The sequence below is a fragment of the Streptomyces sp. NPDC111744 genome (genome assembly GCF_055634995.1).
Map to the genome: position 1 here is coordinate 206,043 of NZ_JBVKCG010000015.1, position 15,699 is coordinate 221,741.

The window sequence follows — 15,699 nt, forward strand, 5'->3', positions numbered from 1 at the left end:
CCTTGGGTCCCTCATGGCCCTACAAGGGAGGCAGAGCACATGGCCCTCACCACCCGTCGCAGAGCCCTCACCACCCTCGGTGCCGCCCTCGCCGGTGCCGTCGTGCTGCCCGGCGCGCAGGCCTGGGCGGGCGGCGGCCACCGCGGCCCGCGTCCGCTGTGGCGTGCCCACGCCCACAACGACTACGAGCACACCCACCCCCTCCTCGACGCCCTCGACCACCGCTTCGGCAGTGTCGAGGCCGACATCTTCCTCGTCGGTGACCAGCTCCTCATCGGCCACACCGAGGACGACCTCGACCCGAGCCGCACCCTGGAGTCCCTCTACCTCGACCCGCTGGCCCGGATCGTGAAGGCCAACCACGGCTGCGTGTACCGGGGTTGGCACGAGCCGTTGCAGCTGCTCATCGACATCAAGACCGAGGGCTCGTCGACGTACCTCGAACTCGACCGGCACCTGCGGCGCTACAAGCACCTGTTCACGACGTACGCCCACGGCCGGGTCATCCCCGGTGCCGTCACCAACGTCATCTCCGGCGACCGCGCCGCGCGTACGCCGATGGAGGCGCAGACCGTGCGCCGGGCCTTCTACGACGGCCGGCTCACCGACCTGGGCACTTCGGCGCCCGCCTCCTTCGTCCCGCTGATCAGCGACAACTGGACCCTCAACTTCACCTGGCTCGGCGAGGGCGACTTCCCGGAGGCCGAGCGGCAGAAGCTGCGCGGCATCATCCAGGACGCGCACGCGCACGGGCAGACGGTACGGTTCTGGGCCACCCCGGACGTGGCCGGACCGGCGCGCGACGCGCTGTGGAGCGAACTGCTCGCTGCCGACGTCGACTACTTCAACACCGACGACCTGGCCGGCCTGGAAGCCTTCCTGGACACCCACCGGGCGTCGTAACACCACCCGAACGGGGCACGTGTCGACCGCCCGGACCTACCCTCTGCTACGCCACACTTACGGCCGAACGCCCCGAAACGGGCGTGGCGGAGGAGGTTCGCGATGGCCGTTTCCATCTCTGTGGTGCTGCTGCTTCTGTTCCTGGCCGTGCTCTTCATGCGCCAGGGCGCGCTGAAGATCTCGCACGCCCTGGTCTGTATGCTGCTCGGCTTCTATCTGGCCAGCACCAGCATGGCGCCCACCATCAGCAGCGGGCTCACCGCGACCGCCGACCTGGTGAGCAGTCTGCGGCCCTGAGCCGGACGCTCAGGGCCGCGGACGGGGCAACCCGGTCAGTGGCTTCCGGTCAGGGTTTCCAGAAGACCCCGATCCCGTTCGCCACGGCGCGTTCCGGGCTCTCGGTCGGGTGGTTGAGCACGCTCACCGTCTTGTCGCCCGCGGTGCGGGCCACCAGCGTCGTGGAGCCGCCGCCGTCCAGGCTGAACGCGTCGATCGCTCCCAACCCACGCATCTCGTCGGCGACTTCGGCGATGGTCATACCGCTACGGTAGGCCGCCGCGCCGTCGAGTGCGAACAGCAGCAGCTTGTGCCCGCCGCTCGCGTATCCCACGGCGGTGCGTACGGCGGCGGTGGTGTCGTTGAGCCCGGCCAGCGGCTCGCCGCCGCGCAGCACGGGGTAGCCGCCGACCGCGAAGCTGTAGGGGACCCTGGAAGCGGACGCCACCATCTGCTTCCCTACCGTGACCCGTTCGCCCTTGGTGAGGTCGCGCAGCTTGTCCGCGCCCGCCTCCCGGCCCAGCAGGACGGTCGTACCCGGCGCGATGGCGCCGCTGCCCGGGCTGGTGGAGGTGGCGACGACCTTGCCGCCGCGGATCCGCACCTCGTAGGTGTCCGTGCTGCATCCGGCCGCCCGGTTGGTGTCCGAGCCGCAGGTGGCGCGCTTGCGGGAGGCCGAGCCCCAGACGGCGGTGTAGGCGCCGATGGAGTCCTGTGCCAGCGCGTACTGGTTGAGCCCCCGCAGCGCGAGGTTCCCGGCCGGGGTGCGGACGGTCCCGACCAGCGTCAGCCGGTCGAGCCGGGCCCGGCGGTCCACGCCGACGCCGAAGACGTCGGTGGTGTCGGTGCCGGGCGGCAGCGAGGGGCCGAACCGCTGGGCCTTCGGCACCGCCGCCTTGAGCAGCCGGCCTTCGGCGATCGCGGGGCCGACGCTCGCGCCGGTCGCCTCGACGCCCGGGTGCTGGGTCTCGGTGATGTTGAAGAAGTCGCCGTTCACGCCCGCGACCGCGCCCGCAGCGTTCGCCATCGTGGACACCGGCGACCGTGCGGCCACCGCGCCAGGGTGGAGGAGGTCCACGTGGACGTGCGGGTTGGTCAGGTCGACGGTCAGCAGATGGGCGTGGACCGTGCCCTTGGCCGCCGTGACGTCGAACTGCCGGTAGGTGACGCCGGACGCGAGCCGTCCGGTGCCCGACACGGCGCCGGCCGGTGCCGCCCCCGCCAGGGCCGCACCGGCCAGCACGCCGGATGTCGTGAGAATGGTGAACACAGTTCGGGTCGTCGCTGCAAGTCGTCTCTGACGATGCGTCACCGCACCCCCTGATGTCTCGTCAAGTACCTCAGGACTCAGGGAAGTGCAGCAGACGAGAGTGGCCGGCGGGGCGGCTAACCGTCGACTACGCGAGAACGGGTGAGAAAACGCACCCCCTCGGGTGCCTCCAGGGAGAAACCGCCACCCCGTCCGGGTACAACGTCCACGATCAGCCGGGTGTGGCTCCACGCCTCGAACTGGCTGCGGGACATCCAGAAGGTGACCGGCTCCTCGACGCCGTCCACTGCCAGCTCGGCCAGCAGCACGTCCGAGCCGCCGGTGCGGAACTCGCCGTCCGGGTAGCACATGGGTGCGCTGCCGTCGCAGCAGCCGCCGGACTGGTGGAACATCAGCGGGCCGTGCTCGGCGCGCAGCCGGCGCACCAGCTCGGCGGCCTGCGGGGTGAGTTCGACGCGCGGGGGTGCTGTCTGGTCGTCCATGGTCACCGTCCTGGGGCCGGGGCGTCGGATCCCCTCAGTCTCACCCCTGCTCACCGGACGGTCCAGAGGCGGTCGTTGACCACTCGGTGGGCGGAGCCGCCGCGGTACGGGCGCCGGTCGCCCGGTTCGCGGGGAGCAGCGGGCCGAGGGCCCCGGCGGGCACCCAGCAGCCCGGCGCTGTCGCCCACGGCGGGCCCGACCGCGTGCACGGTGAGACCCGGCGGGACCCCAACGCCCCTCCCGGCGGACCTGACAGGACGGCCGAGGCGATCACCGGTGTCGGCGCACCCGCGGCACCGACCGGAGACGGCAAGGGCGGAGGTCCGTTTCCCCTGACGGAACGCGTCAGCCGCTGACGGCCGGAGCCTCACGGCCGCCGTATCGCGTCCGCGATCCTCTTCTCCAGGGAGGGCAGGACGCGCTGGCCCCAGATGGCCAGGGCGATCGACGCGGTCACGGCGGTCAGCGCCATCGGGCCCAGTGGCGTGCAGCCGAAGAAGTGGCTGACTCCCGGTGTCTCGATGAGCGCGACGAGGACGGCGGCCGAGCCGAGGGAGGCGAGGCGGACCAGTGTGCTGTCACGTCGGTCCAGCAGGGTCTGGATGAGCTGGGTGCCGACCACCGCGGTCAGGGCCATCGTGCTGGAGCGGCGGGCCGTTCCGGGTGTGCCGCGGCCGATGAGCCAGGCCATGAGCGCGCCCGCGCTGGTCGTCAGCGCGCGGTGCCGGATCTGGCCGAGCAGCGGCGCTCCGAGCACGGCCGACGGCGAGTCGGGGTCCGACCGCTCTGCCGTCTCCTTCGGCGTGACCGCCACCGCCATCGCCGGGAACAGGTCGGTGAAGAGGTTGACCAGCAGCATCTGGCGGGTGGACAGCGGAGCCCGGCCGGCGAGCAGGGTGCCGAGGATGCCGAAGCCTATCTCGCCCGCGTTGCCGCCTATGAGGATGGCGACGGCGTCCGCGACGCTGTGCCACAGCGAACGGCCCTCGCTGACCGCGTCGATCAGGACCGTCAGGTCGTCGTCGGTGAGGACGAGGTCGGCGGCGTTGCGGGCGGCGGCGGATCCGCGGGCGTTGATGCCCACGCCGATGTCGGCGGCGCGGATCGCCGCCGCGTCGTTGGCGCCGTCGCCGACCATGCCGACCACCCGCCCCGCATCCCGCAGCGCTTCGACGACCTGCAGTTTCTGCTCCGGCGCCACACGTGCCACGACACCCGCGTCGCGCAGCATGCGGGCCCTGCCCGACCGGTCCGCGTCGGCGAGCTCGTCCCCGGTCACCACGACCGTGTCCTCGGGCCAGCCCAGCTCGGCGGCGATCGCCCGGGCGGTCTGAGGGTGGTCGCCGGTGAGCATCACCGGTCGTATGCCCTCCTCGTACAGGCCTCGCACCAGAGCCGTGGAGGTCTCCCGCGGGGTGTCGGCAAAGCCGACCAGTCCGACGAACTCCAGCTGTTCCAGAGGCGGTTCGAGGACGTCCGGGGCGGTCTCGGCGTCCCCCAGCCGACGCTGGGCGACCGCAAGGACCCGCAGTCCCTCGGCGGCCAGCGCCTGGGCCGACTCCGAGGCGTGCTCGGGGAGTTCGGAGCATGCGGGCAGGACGGTCTCCGGTGCTCCCTTCACCACCAGCAGGTGGGGATCATCGCCGGATCGGCCGACGGCGGCGGCGTATCCGCGGGCCGCCTCGAACGGAAGGTCTTCCGACTCCTCCCAGTCGGGGTCGGGTTCCGCCGCGTCGAGGACGGCCGCGTCCGTGGCGTGCTCCGGCGGTCCGTCGGTGTCACCGACCTGGGGGCAGGCCCGGGCCGCCACCCGCAGGGTGTCGGCCGCCCCCTCGTCGCCCGCCGGGCGGCTCCGCCCTTCGGTGTCGGTCACTTTCACCAGGCGCAGGGTGTTCTCGGTGAGCGTCCCGGTCTTGTCGAAGCAGATGGTGTCCATCCGGCCGAGCGCCTCCAGCGCGCGGGGCGCCCGGACCAGGACTCCGGCCCGGCTCAGCCGCCGGGCGGCGGCCAGCTGGGCCACCGTCGCCACCAGCGGCAGCCCTTCCGGTACGGCGGCCACGGCGACGGCGACGCCCCCGCTGACCGCTTCTCGGATGGGGGTACCCCGCAGCAGGGCGAGACCCGTGATCGCGGCGCCGCCGCCCAGCGTCAATGGCAGGGCCTGCGCGGTGAGTTCGTGCAGCCTGGCCTGTACTCCGGCGGCCGGGGGCGTGCGCGCGGCGAGGTGGACGGCGCGGGCGGCCTCGGTGCGCTCGCCGGTGTCCACCACGACCGCACGTGCGTGACCGGCGGCCACCGTCGTGCCCTCGAAGACCATGGAGTGCCGGTCGGCCACCGGCACGTGCGGGGTCGCATCGGCCGTTTTCTCCGTCGGCACCGACTCCCCGGTCAGCGCGGACTCGTCGACCTCCAGGCCGTCCTCCGACAGGACCCGGGCGTCGGCCGGTACCACGTCGTCCGTGTGCAGGTCGATCACGTCGCCCGGTGCCAGACGGGCCGCGTCCACGGTGTGCGTGTCCGGCTCGTCGGGCGAATCGGCCACCCGGGCCTGCCGTTCCTGATCGGCGAGCAATCCGGACACGGCCTTTTCGGCCCGCAACCGCTGGATGCCGCCGACCAGCGCGTTCAGGTCGAGCGCGCCGACCACCAGCAGGGCGTCCACGGCCGAGCCGACGATCGCGGACGCGGCCGAACCGACCGCCAGCACCGGGGTCAGCGGGTCGTCCAGTTCGCTCAGTACTGCTCCGGCTAGCCGCCGCGTCCACCTCACCGGCGCGAGCAGGGGGCTCCGGGACGGCCCGGCGGTCCGCTCCCGCTCCTCGGGCGGTTCCGTCTCCCGCTCGTGCTCAAGGCGCTCCAGGGTTTCCCGCGGGCCGAGTTCGTGCCAGTGCACCCGGGCCCTGGGATGCGGGGCCTCGGCCCTCGTCACCCGCAGGGCCGCCCCGGCTCCCGACAGCAGCGCGGTCGCGGCGGCGCCGTCCACCGGTGCGTGGCGCAGTCCTGGCAGCGCGGCCAGCCGGCCGCGCCGGGACTTCGACTCGCCGACCGCCACGAGCAGCCCGGAGAGTGCGGCACCCGACCTGGCCAGGGCCTGCGAGCGCCGCCCCACCCGGCGTGCGGCCGGTATCGCCGTCAGCAGCCGCCACACGTCGGGCAGCCCGTGCAGGGCGAGGGCGTCGGCGCTCCAGACGACCGTGCTGCCGTCGTCGGTGAGCGCGAGCGCGATGTCTCCGGCGAGCAGCCCGGCCAGCACCCCGTGGTCCCTTACGGACCACAGCCGGGCCACCGTGATGACCGCGCCGGCGTCATCGGGCAGGGAGCACACCACGTCGTCCAACGGTCGCCGTGCGTCCACCACCTGGTCGGCGAGGCCGGTGAAGTCCTCCAGCGCCGGATCGTCCACAAGGACGATCCGCAGCCCGGCGCGCCGGGCCGCGTCCAGCACCGGCTCCGTCCAGGGATCGGGTTCCCCGTCCTCGCCGCGCACCGCGCTCGGATGCAGGACGATCGTGCCGGTCAGTTCCAGCTCCCGCAGCCGCTCCGGGTCGCGCACGAGCAGCCCTGACCGGGCCAGTACGGCGCCGAGCACCGCCTCGAAGGCGGTCGGCCCGTACCGGGCGGCCTTCGGCGAGCCGGCGAGCACGGCCTCGGCCGCCTCGCTGACATCATGTTTGACCAGCAGGGTGGCCGCCGCGCCCAGCACACTGCCGGTGAAGGCGTGTGTGGCGTACTCCTGGGCCGGAGTGGTGCGCAGGGCCGGACGTGGATGGTCGGTGGCACCGACGCTCGGCCGGTCCGGGTTGCACAGTTCGTCGTGGAAGAGCTCGAAGGCGGCCGCCCGCGCCATCGTGTCCGCGAGTTGGCAGCCGCGCAGCGCCCCGTCGAGGAGCAGCGCGGTGGGTGTCTGGCCCGCCCCGTGGGCCGCGGCGTTCGCGCAGGTGAGCAGAAGGTCCATGGCGTCGGCGCCCAACCGGGCCCGCACCAGGCCACGGAAGCGCGGGTTCTCCCGCAGCACCGTCACCACCGCGGTCACGGCACGCGGGGACGGCGGCAGTCGCAGGGCATACCCGGCGACGCCGATGCCGGTACCGACCAGGTCGGCCGCGAGCGTCGCCAACGCCGCCCGGATGCCCTCCGGGTCGGCCGGATGCGTGACCTCCTCGGCGGCGTCACCGGCCGCGACAAGACCATGCCGGGCAGCCAGCTCGGCCGCCCGCTCCACGACGTGGTCGGCGACCGTCTCCTCGGCCACGGCCACCACCAGGCGGCCGAGGCCCTCGTCCCAGTAGGCGAACAGGACGTCCGGGTGCTCCGAGAGCGCCGCGGCGACATGCCCGGCGAGCTTGTGCAGGCCGCCCGCGGCCCGGGCCTGCTCGGGGTCGGCCGCCCGCAGCGCGAGGTGCGCCCGGGAGCCGGACCGCCACTGCCGCTCCGCGCCGAGCAGTGCGTTGCGCGCCGCCCGCGTCATACGGGTGGCCGTGTCCAGGCTCCTGACGCCGGCCCGCGCGGTCCCGGCAGCCGCCCCCGCGACAGCGCCGACCCCCGGCGCGGCCGCCCGGGCCAGCAGCCGGGGCGCCACGGACACGGCCCGCGCGGCGGCGGACGACACCGTGGGCAATCCGAGCGCCATCGCGCATCACCCCCGGCCCACGTCAGCTGGTGGGTGGTGCGGTCGGGGCGGTGGGCGGTGCGGCCGCGCCCGTGGGCGGCGTCTCCGCGACGGTCGGGGGCGGTTCGGTCGGTTCGGCGGCTGCGGTCGGTGCGGTCGTCTCGGCGGTTGTCGGTGGTGCGGTCGGCTCGGTTGCCGGTGCCGCCGGACCACCTGGTATCTCGCCCTCCCGTACCGGGCCCGGCGCCGCGGCACCCTCGCCCATGGCCACATAGGCACCGCGGCTCGCGCCGTCCGTGGTGTCCTCGACCGACTTCAGCGGCTCGTTCTCCGTTCCCTGGCCGGGCCGGGGCTGGGTGAGCCAGGCCACCGCAGCACCGGTCAGCGCGACAGGCCACTCCACGACTCCGGCCACCCCCAACATCCCGGCTCCGGCGTACACGGCCAGCCGACGGCTCCGGGGCGAGACGGCTCCGATCTTGTCCAATGTTCCCTCGGCGGCCTTGGCCACGGCCCCGGCGCCGGGCACTCTGCGCACCGTCGAGACCGCGTTCCGCAGGGGCGCGGCGAACGCCGAGGACGACTTCTGCTCAGCCATGACTACTCCTCGTCAATGCCGGGATTTCTCTCTCTGTCTCCTGAGTGCCCCTGAACACACGGAACATCCCGGATCTACAGGACATATCGGAAGACGAAGGCTCGGCGGGAGATGTGCTTCGTGCGGCCCGGGAAACGGGGCGACCGGATCAGCCCAATCCCACCGCGGTATCCCGTGCCTTGGCCGCACGCGCCCGGAATCCTCCTGCGCACCCATTGACCCGAGCATGTCCGCATCCACGGCTCCGTCTTCATACCCTCGCTCGTCGCACGGACCCCCACCGCGCCCGGATCCGTGTACCGCGTCGTGCGCACACGGGCCGTCCGCAGCCCGGCCGGGGCGCTCGCCGAGAAGGCACCGGCGACGAAGTCGGCCGCCGCCCGCCCCTCGCGCCCGGTACTCGGCCGGCCGTGCCGCGTGCGCGGTGCGCGCCGTGCGCCGGATCGAGGGCGACGGGCGGCCAGGTCGTCAATCTGCCGGCGGTACGGCATCCGGGGCTGGTCCGCTCGGTCACCGGGACGGCGCCCGGACCGCCGGGCAGCGCGGCGAGGTCGTCGGCCGTCCCCGCCCGAGCCGTGCACCAGAAGCGCGACCGGCGCGCCCGGGCGCGGTCAGGTCGAGGTGTAGCCGAGCCGGCGTCTCATATAAGGGGTCATGAGGGTCTTCGCCTTGGCCGTGGCGGTGGCCCGGGTGCCGAGGACCGCGCTCTCGCCGAGCGGAACGGGCGGCACGGTCACGCCGTCGGCCGGACCGAAGGGCACGATGAGCGGGGTGCGGCGGACGGCCCGGTAGGCGCGCGGCTTCTCGCTGTGGCGTCCCGAACTACGCAGGTGGGCAACGTAGAGGTGCCCGTGGCCGGTGCGGTTCGGCTGTCGACGGTTCGGCGATCCGACGGTTCGGCAGCTGACGGGATGCCGGCGGCTGCTCTCCGTCTGGGTCGCCGTCAGGGGGCGGCCAGCGGGCTCAGCGGCGCTGGGGGTGTCGGGCGGCCGCCGTGCAGTCGGTGGGTGACCTCGGTCAGGTCGGCGACGAACATGCCCGCGAGTTCGGCCGTGAACCCGGTGCGTACGACGAGACGCAGGACGGAGACGTCCTGGCAGGGCGCGGGGAAGGTGTACGCGGGCAGGTGCCAGCCGCGGGCGCGCATGGCCTGGGAGACGTCGAAGACCGTCATGCCCTCGGTGCCGGGGGCCAGACGGAAGGCGAAGGCGGGCAGTTCCGAGCCGTCGGTGACCAGCTCGTAGGGCGCGATGCCCTGGATGCGCGTGGCCAGGGCACGGGCCGTCGTACGGCTCTGGGCCGCCAGGTTCCGCAGCCCCTCGAAGCCGTACCGCAGGAAGCTGTAGTACTGCGCGACGACGTGCGCGCCCGGGCGGGAGAAGTTGAGGGTGAAGCTGGGGGAGCGGCCGCCGAGGTAGTCGACCTCGAAGACCAGGTCGTCGGGGAGGGCCTCGGCGTTGCGCCACAGGGCCCAGCCCAGTCCGGGGAAGACATGCCCGTACTTGTGCCCCGAGGTGTTGATGGAGGCGACGCGTTCGAGCTGGAAGTCCCAGAGCAGGCCCGGGTCGAGGAAGGGGGCCACCAGGCCGCCGGACGCGCCGTCGACATGCACGGGGATGTCGGTGCCGGTGGCGGCCTGGTATCCGTCCAGGGCCAGGCAGATGTCCGAGACGGGCTCGTAGGAGCCGTCGAACGTGGACCCGAGGACGGTGACGACACCGATGGTGTTGTCGTCGCAGTACGCGGTGAGCGTGTCCGGCGTGAGGTGGTAGCGGCCCGGTTCCATCGGGACGTAACGCGGTTCCACCTCGAAGTAGTTGGCGAACTTCTTCCAGCACACCTGGACGTTCGCGCCCATCACGAGGTTCGGGTGTGCGGTGTCCTTGCCCTGGGCCCGCCGGCGGGCCTGCCAGCGGCGCTTGAGCGCGAGGCCGCCGAGCATGGCCGCCTCGCTCGAACCGGTGGTGGAGCAGCCGCGGACCTGCTCCGGGTACGGCGCGTGCCAGAGCCGGGCGAGCATCCGCACACAGCGCTCCTCCATCGCGGTGATCTGCGGGTACTCCGCGCGGTCCGCGAGGTTCTTCTCCGCGGTCTCGGCCATCAGCTGCCGTGCCTGCGGTTCCATCCACGTGGTCACGAAGGTGGCGAGGTTGAGCCGTGCGTTGCCGTCGAGCATGAGCTCGTCGCGCACCCGGCGGCCGACCAGGTCGGGCGAGGACGCGTTCGCGGGCAGTTCGTCGACCGGCAGGAGCAGGTCGTCGACGGGCGGGCGGTCGGGTCCGGGCGAAGCGGTCAGGGTGTCGAACTCGGGTGCGGTCATGACGTCGGTATGCGGGATGGGCATGAGTGCCTCGATGCCTTTCTGGTCCGTACGGCCCCCGTGCACTCCGAAGCTAGATCGCTTTTGGGTCCGGCATCTGTGCCGATTACACCGATCCAGTGATCGATTTGCGGACTGATGAACTGGATTTTCCCATCCACATACTGGCCGGACCGGCACCGTGCCCCAACAGGCCGAGCGGGGGCGGGGCGCTCACACGACGGCTGAGGGCGAGCGGCCGCTGCTCGGGCAGCGCCGCCGGCTTCTCGCCGCAGCGCACCACCCGTACCGGGAAGCCGGACGGGTCGAGCAGGTGCACGGCATTCCGGCCACCGGGAACGTCCGCCTCCCGCGGCCTTTGCGGATCACCGTGCACGGGAGCCGGCCAAGGTGCCGCGCAGCCACAGCTCACCCTCCGTGCGGGCGGCGACCTCCCGGCGCCGTCCGGGGCCGTGCGCCGCTGAGGCACGGCCCGTCTTCGGGGAGCGACGTGGACGATCCGCAGCGCGGTCTCGTCGACCCGGCCGCCCATCACCGAGCCGCCCACGAAGATCAGCAGGCCCAGGCAGCGGGATCGAGGCCCGCTGCGCGGGCCGCTCGGTCCACCTTCGGCCCCGGTTCGTCATCCACGTAGGGGCGGTGCCGGAGGATGCTCAGACGAGGTCGGGGAGGGGGCGCCGGGCGACCTCGTGGGCGTCCGCCGGCGGGACGCCCAGCATGAGCAGGGCCATCTCCGCGAGGCTCACCGCGGCCTCGTCACCGTCCAGGTCGGGTCGGGAGAACCGCAGCTCCACCAGGGACAGCAGGAGGCCACCCAGACCGGAGAGGGCGATCGTCGGGTCCAGGGCGTTGAAGCGGCCGGAGGTGATGCCGGCCTGAAGGTCCCGCGAAGCCCGGTTGGCCAGCCCGTTGTCCGAGTGGATGTGACCGAGGCCGCGCCGGCGCAGCACCTGCATCAACTCCGGGTGAGACGTGGTCAGGCGTGCGCTGAGCCGGAAACCCGCCGCGACGAGTTCCGCCGGGTCGTCGATGCCCACCAGGCGCTCATCGAACGTCTGGCCGAACTCCTCCAGGGCGTCCTCCACGGCCGCCTCGAACAACTCGGTCTTCGACTCGAAGTGGTTGTAGAAGGAGCCGAAGCCGACGTCCGCACGTTCTGCGATCGCCTGAATGCTGGCGCTGGTGTCACCGGTCTCGGCGAGGATCTGCCGGGCCGCACGGACGAGCGCCTGACGGGTCTCGGCGCGGCGCCGCTCGAACCGGTTGCGGGGCGGGGCTGACGTGGGCATGTGCAGAGTCTAACGGTGCGGCGATGGTCATCGCAGTCCTGATGGAACCGTCATCCTTGCCGTCTCCGGGCGCGGCGATGTCGACGGGGCGCTGGTCACGGCGATCGACGGGGCCGCGCGACGCGTACTTCGCCGGGCATGCCGAGTTCTCCGTCATGGATGCCGGTACGTCGGTCAGAAGCAACCGGCCGTTCGCCGGGGGCGGGCCCATGTGATCACGTGAACCGAGACCGGTTCGTGGCGGCAGACCCGAACCGGCTCTGCCCGGCGACGCCGGCGGCGCGCCGGGGTCGGTACCCGCTCTCATCGGAGGTGACGGTGGCCGCCACCGTCCGAGTCCGGACGCACACCCCGTTGCGGCGGCCGTACGACACGGGCTCGCGCCTCGGCCGCCGCGCTGTCCGTCAGGCGGCTGTGCCCAGCGCCGCTCGTCCCGTGACGTCGCCGTCCTTGGCCGGCAGGATCACCGGTGCCGGCGTCCGGCGGGCACGGAGGACGAGGCCCGCTCCGATCGCGCCCGCGATGATCAGCCCGCCCGTCACCAGTGCGCCACGGGCACCGGCCCGTTCCATCAGGAGGCCCAGCGTCGGCGGGCCGCCGAGGCCCCAGACGGTCCCGATGCTGCTCCACACTCCGAGGACCCGCCCCCGCAGGTGAGCGGGCGGGTCCGTCTGCAGCACGGCGGTTCCGGCGGTGTCGGAGACGGATTCCACGACGGCCATCGGCAGCACCAGGACCAGCAGCACCGCCAGCGACGGGGACAGGCCGGCCGCCACCTGAAGCAGGGCACCGGCTGCCGCGAGCGTACCCACGAGCCGGACGGACGGCCGGCGCAGCCGGGCGCCGAGCACCGCGCCCAGGATGCCGCCGACGGCGAGCACCGTGGACACCGTCCCGAAGGAGCCGGCGCCGCCCGCGAGCGGGCCGGTGACGAGGACGGCCAGCGTGAGGCCGTAATTGCGGCCGAAGACCGAGCTGAGCCCGGTGACGGCGGCGAGCGCGACCAGGCGGGGGCGGCGCGCGAAGTAGCGCAGGCCCTGGCGGACGGACAGGTCGCCGCCTGCCTCGGCGCGGTCGCCACGGGGAGCGGCGCGCACGCGGGCGGCGTGGCGGACCGCGCCGGGTGCCGGACGCAGAAAGGGGATCACCGAGGCCACGACGAGGAAGGACAGTCCGTTGGCGGCGTACGCGGCGGACGTGCCGAGGAAGCCGACCGTCACACCGGCCAGGGCGGTGCCCACGAGCCGGCCCGCATTGTACACCAGCGCGCCGACGCCGATGGCGGAGGGAACGTCCGCCACGGGGACGAGGTCGTTGCCCAGCAGGGCGCACGCCGGTCCGTCGACGGTGGCGATGATGCCGGTCACGGCCGCCAGCACCATCAGGGTCGTCATGTCGAGCTGGTCCAGTGCCACCAGTACGGCCGTGGTGAAGGCGACCGCGCCGAGCAGCGCCTGGCTCACCGCCGCCGTCAGCTTGAGGGGCCAGCGGTCGACGGCGGTCCCGCCCAGCAGGCTCATGAACAGGGCGGGAGCGGCCTGGACGGACATCGACAGGCCCGTCGCCGCGGCGGAGCCGGTGATCTGGAGGACGAGCAGGTTCTGCACCGTGAGCTGCATCCACGTACCGGCGTTCGACAGGAAGTTGGCGACGGACCACCAGCGCATGCTGCGGTGCCTCAGCGACCGCCACGTCGAGCGGGACACTCCCTCGGAGGGGACGGAAACGGATTTCGGCGCAGGCGTGGGCCGGGCGGGGGCGGAAGACACAGTGCGGTACTCGACAACCAGGAGGAGTCACAGGAGGGACTGGGGAACCAGAGATCACCGGCTGCGTTGCGCGGCGGTTCCACCGAGTCGATGACGGCGAGGACCATCGTGACAGACCGGACCCCCGGGGCGGCGGCACGTGCCACTGCCGCATCGCCGCCCCGGGGGTCAACAGCCCCGTGAACCCGTCTATTTGGTTGATCGAGTGTGGTTGCTCACAGCCCCCGCAGGACCGGACCGCCTCACCTTCCACCCGCGGGCGATCAGTCCTTCTTGCCGCGGCCCGTCAGCGCGTCCCGCAAGCGGTCCACCAGGCCGGCTCCCGGGGCCAGCAGCTTGTTGGCCGGCGGTGTGTCCGGGGCCGACGGGTGCGGGCGGGTCGGTGCCAGCTTCTTCGCCCGACGGACCTTGTCGCCCAGCTCGTCGAGCGCTTCCGGCGGGCACGCCGCGCGCAGCCTGGGGAAGAGGTTCTGCTCCTCGTCGGCGACGTGCGAGCGGATCTCCGTCATCAGCGTCGCGATGAGCCGGTCGAATTCCGGGTCACCGGCCTCGTACCCCTCCAGGTCCTTCATGATCTGCTCGGCCCTGGAGTGATCCTCGATCTCCTTGTCGGCGAGGGCGTCCCCGCCCGCGATGTGCTCGCGCACCGCCGGATACAGGTACTCCTCCTCGGCCACCGAGTGCCGCACCAGCTCCATCGTGACCTGGTCGGCATACACCTTGCGGTCTTTGTCGCCGGGCGGAAGCGCCGCGATCCGGCCGAAGAGCTCCTCGACCTCGCGGTGATCCGTCACCAGCTCGTCGATGACATTCCCACCATGACCCACCTTCGGCACCTCCAGAACTGTGTGGCCCTCCGGTCGGGGCCGCCGGAGCTCCGGGTGCCCGCGGCCGGCGGACTCACACGGAAGTCGCGAGGCGCATGGAACCACCGCATAGTAGAGATCAGTGTGTGAAAACAACTGACTCGGGAAACCCGTGTCACTGCGGCGGCAGGAAGTGGCGACTCGCCCGGGCGGCTCGCCGCTCATCGCCCTGTTCCTTCACTCCTGCGAAACGGAGCGGCGACGGCTCTCCGGGGCCCGCCGAAGCCCTCACTCCCCTCTTGGACCGCGCACACAGGCGTGCCGGGGGCCACCCAGCCTCGGGCCCCTGTGCGTGGACGAAGGATGCTCCATGGACGAAATCTCATCATGTACATGGCAACGCGCACTGGTGACCGGCGGGGCCGGCTTCCTCGGCAGCCACCTCTGCGAACGCCTGCTGAATTCAGATGTCGAAGTCGACTGCGCCGACAACCTGGCCTCCGGAGCGCGGGAGAACGTCGCGCACCTCGAAGGCCGCCGCGGATTCCGGTTCGTCGAGTGCGACGTCTCGGCGCCCGACGCCCTGGAGCGGCTGCCGGGGCCGTACGACCTGGTCCTGCACTTCGCCTGCCCCGCCTCGCCCGCCGACTACCTCCGGCTGCCCCTGGAGACGCTCGACGTCGGCAGCCTGGGCACCCGCAACGTGCTGGCCGTGGCGGAGCGCGACGATGCCCGGTTCCTGCTGGCCTCCACGTCCGAGGTGTACGGCGACCCGCTGGTCCATCCGCAGCGCGAGGACTACTGGGGCAACGTCAATCCGGTGGGCCCGCGCAGTGTGTACGACGAGTCCAAACGGTTCGGCGAGGCACTGGTCACCGCCCATGCGCGCGTCAGGGAGGCGAACGCCGGCATCGTCCGCCTGTTCAACACCTACGGTCCGCGCATGCGCGCACACGACGGGCGCGCCGTCCCCACCTTCGTCAGCCAGGCACTGGCCGGCGAGCCCCTGACCGTGGCGGGGGACGGACGCCAGACGCGGTCCCTGTGCTACGTGGACGACACGGTCGACGGCATTCTGCTCGTCGCGGCGAGCCACTCGGTCCGCCCCGTCAACATCGGCGGCAGCGACGAGGTCACGGTCCGCGAGATCGCGCACCGCGTGGTCGAACTGACCGGATCCTCCTCCCGCATCGTGTACATCGACCGGCCGACCGACGATCCGCAGCGCCGCCGCCCGGACACGGGCCTGGCGCGGGAACTGCTGGGCTGGACGCCCCGTGTGCCCTGGGAGGAGGGCATCAAGCAGACCATCGCCTACTTCGCCACGGCGCAGCCCGCCGGCGGCACGGCGCCGTAGGCGACAGAGCCCAGCCCCTT

General features: G+C 72.7%; 11 protein-coding genes and 2 pseudogenes. 3 read left to right on the forward strand and 10 right to left on the reverse strand.

The window, feature by feature from the left end:
- Positions 1-39 precede the first annotated feature (39 nt).
- Entirely contained in the window at positions 40-903 is an 864-nt protein-coding gene (locus tag ACZ7OO_RS29705; RefSeq protein WP_471509333.1) for a phosphatidylinositol-specific phospholipase C/glycerophosphodiester phosphodiesterase family protein, read from the forward strand.
- Between the two features lie 102 nt (positions 904-1,005).
- Entirely contained in the window at positions 1,006-1,200 is a 195-nt protein-coding gene (locus ACZ7OO_RS29710) for a hypothetical protein (protein WP_362562152.1), read from the forward strand.
- Between the two features lie 49 nt (positions 1,201-1,249).
- Here the strand turns inward: ACZ7OO_RS29710 and ACZ7OO_RS29715 are convergent, their stop codons facing one another.
- The 10 genes and pseudogenes from ACZ7OO_RS29715 to ACZ7OO_RS29760 form a co-directional block, all read right to left on the reverse strand.
- Positions 1,250-2,449 (reverse strand): phosphodiester glycosidase family protein, encoded by a 1,200-nt coding sequence (locus tag ACZ7OO_RS29715; RefSeq protein WP_471509335.1) that lies wholly within the window; start codon positions 2,447-2,449, stop codon positions 1,250-1,252.
- Between the two features lie 116 nt (positions 2,450-2,565).
- The gene (locus tag ACZ7OO_RS29720; RefSeq protein WP_471509337.1) at positions 2,566-2,931 is read right to left on the reverse strand and encodes a DUF779 domain-containing protein; all 366 of its coding nucleotides are present in this window, start codon (positions 2,929-2,931) and stop codon (positions 2,566-2,568) included.
- A gap of 367 nt (positions 2,932-3,298) precedes the next feature.
- Positions 3,299-7,561: a cation-translocating P-type ATPase gene (locus tag ACZ7OO_RS29725; RefSeq protein WP_471509339.1), complete on the reverse strand. Its 4,263-nt coding sequence runs from the start codon at positions 7,559-7,561 to the stop codon at positions 3,299-3,301.
- Between the two features lie 22 nt (positions 7,562-7,583).
- Positions 7,584-8,138 (reverse strand): hypothetical protein, encoded by a 555-nt coding sequence (locus tag ACZ7OO_RS29730; protein ID WP_471509341.1) that lies wholly within the window; start codon positions 8,136-8,138, stop codon positions 7,584-7,586.
- 611 nt (positions 8,139-8,749) lie between these two features.
- A pseudogene (locus tag ACZ7OO_RS29735) lies at positions 8,750-8,974 on the reverse strand (oxidoreductase); the annotation flags it as partial.
- Positions 8,975-9,081: 107 nt separating this feature from the next.
- Positions 9,082-10,482, reverse strand: a complete 1,401-nt coding sequence (locus tag ACZ7OO_RS29740; RefSeq protein ID WP_471509343.1) for a glutamate decarboxylase — start codon at positions 10,480-10,482, stop codon at positions 9,082-9,084.
- A gap of 199 nt (positions 10,483-10,681) precedes the next feature.
- Positions 10,682-10,889: pseudogene (locus ACZ7OO_RS29745) on the reverse strand (VOC family protein); the annotation flags it as partial.
- A 222-nt stretch (positions 10,890-11,111) separates the two neighbouring features.
- Entirely contained in the window at positions 11,112-11,747 is a 636-nt protein-coding gene (locus ACZ7OO_RS29750; protein ID WP_471509344.1) for a TetR/AcrR family transcriptional regulator, read from the reverse strand.
- 404 nt (positions 11,748-12,151) lie between these two features.
- Positions 12,152-13,414 (reverse strand): MFS transporter, encoded by a 1,263-nt coding sequence (locus tag ACZ7OO_RS29755; protein WP_471509346.1) that lies wholly within the window; start codon positions 13,412-13,414, stop codon positions 12,152-12,154.
- Positions 13,415-13,779: 365 nt separating this feature from the next.
- Positions 13,780-14,343: a hemerythrin domain-containing protein gene (locus ACZ7OO_RS29760; protein ID WP_352222251.1), complete on the reverse strand. Its 564-nt coding sequence runs from the start codon at positions 14,341-14,343 to the stop codon at positions 13,780-13,782.
- 349 nt (positions 14,344-14,692) lie between these two features.
- Here ACZ7OO_RS29760 and ACZ7OO_RS29765 point away from each other — a divergent pair, with 349 nt between their 5' ends.
- On the forward strand, positions 14,693-15,679 hold the full coding sequence (locus ACZ7OO_RS29765; protein WP_471509348.1) for an NAD-dependent epimerase/dehydratase family protein: 987 nt from the start codon (positions 14,693-14,695) through the stop codon (positions 15,677-15,679).
- Positions 15,680-15,699: the final 20 nt, after the last annotated feature.

Coding starts and splice junctions, on each gene's coding strand:
- ACZ7OO_RS29705 (WP_471509333.1), top strand. CDS start 40: ATGGCCCTCACCACCCGTCGCAGAGCCCTCACCACCCTCGGTGCCGCC.
- ACZ7OO_RS29710 (WP_362562152.1), top strand. CDS start 1,006: ATGGCCGTTTCCATCTCTGTGGTGCTGCTGCTTCTGTTCCTGGCCGTG.
- ACZ7OO_RS29720 (WP_471509337.1), bottom strand. CDS start 2,931: ATGGACGACCAGACAGCACCCCCGCGCGTCGAACTCACCCCGCAGGCC.
- ACZ7OO_RS29725 (WP_471509339.1), bottom strand. CDS start 7,561: ATGGCGCTCGGATTGCCCACGGTGTCGTCCGCCGCCGCGCGGGCCGTG.
- ACZ7OO_RS29730 (WP_471509341.1), bottom strand. CDS start 8,138: ATGGCTGAGCAGAAGTCGTCCTCGGCGTTCGCCGCGCCCCTGCGGAAC.
- ACZ7OO_RS29740 (WP_471509343.1), bottom strand. CDS start 10,482: ATGCCCATCCCGCATACCGACGTCATGACCGCACCCGAGTTCGACACC.
- ACZ7OO_RS29750 (WP_471509344.1), bottom strand. CDS start 11,747: ATGCCCACGTCAGCCCCGCCCCGCAACCGGTTCGAGCGGCGCCGCGCC.
- ACZ7OO_RS29755 (WP_471509346.1), bottom strand. CDS start 13,414: ATGCGCTGGTGGTCCGTCGCCAACTTCCTGTCGAACGCCGGTACGTGG.
- ACZ7OO_RS29765 (WP_471509348.1), top strand. CDS start 14,693: ATGGACGAAATCTCATCATGTACATGGCAACGCGCACTGGTGACCGGC.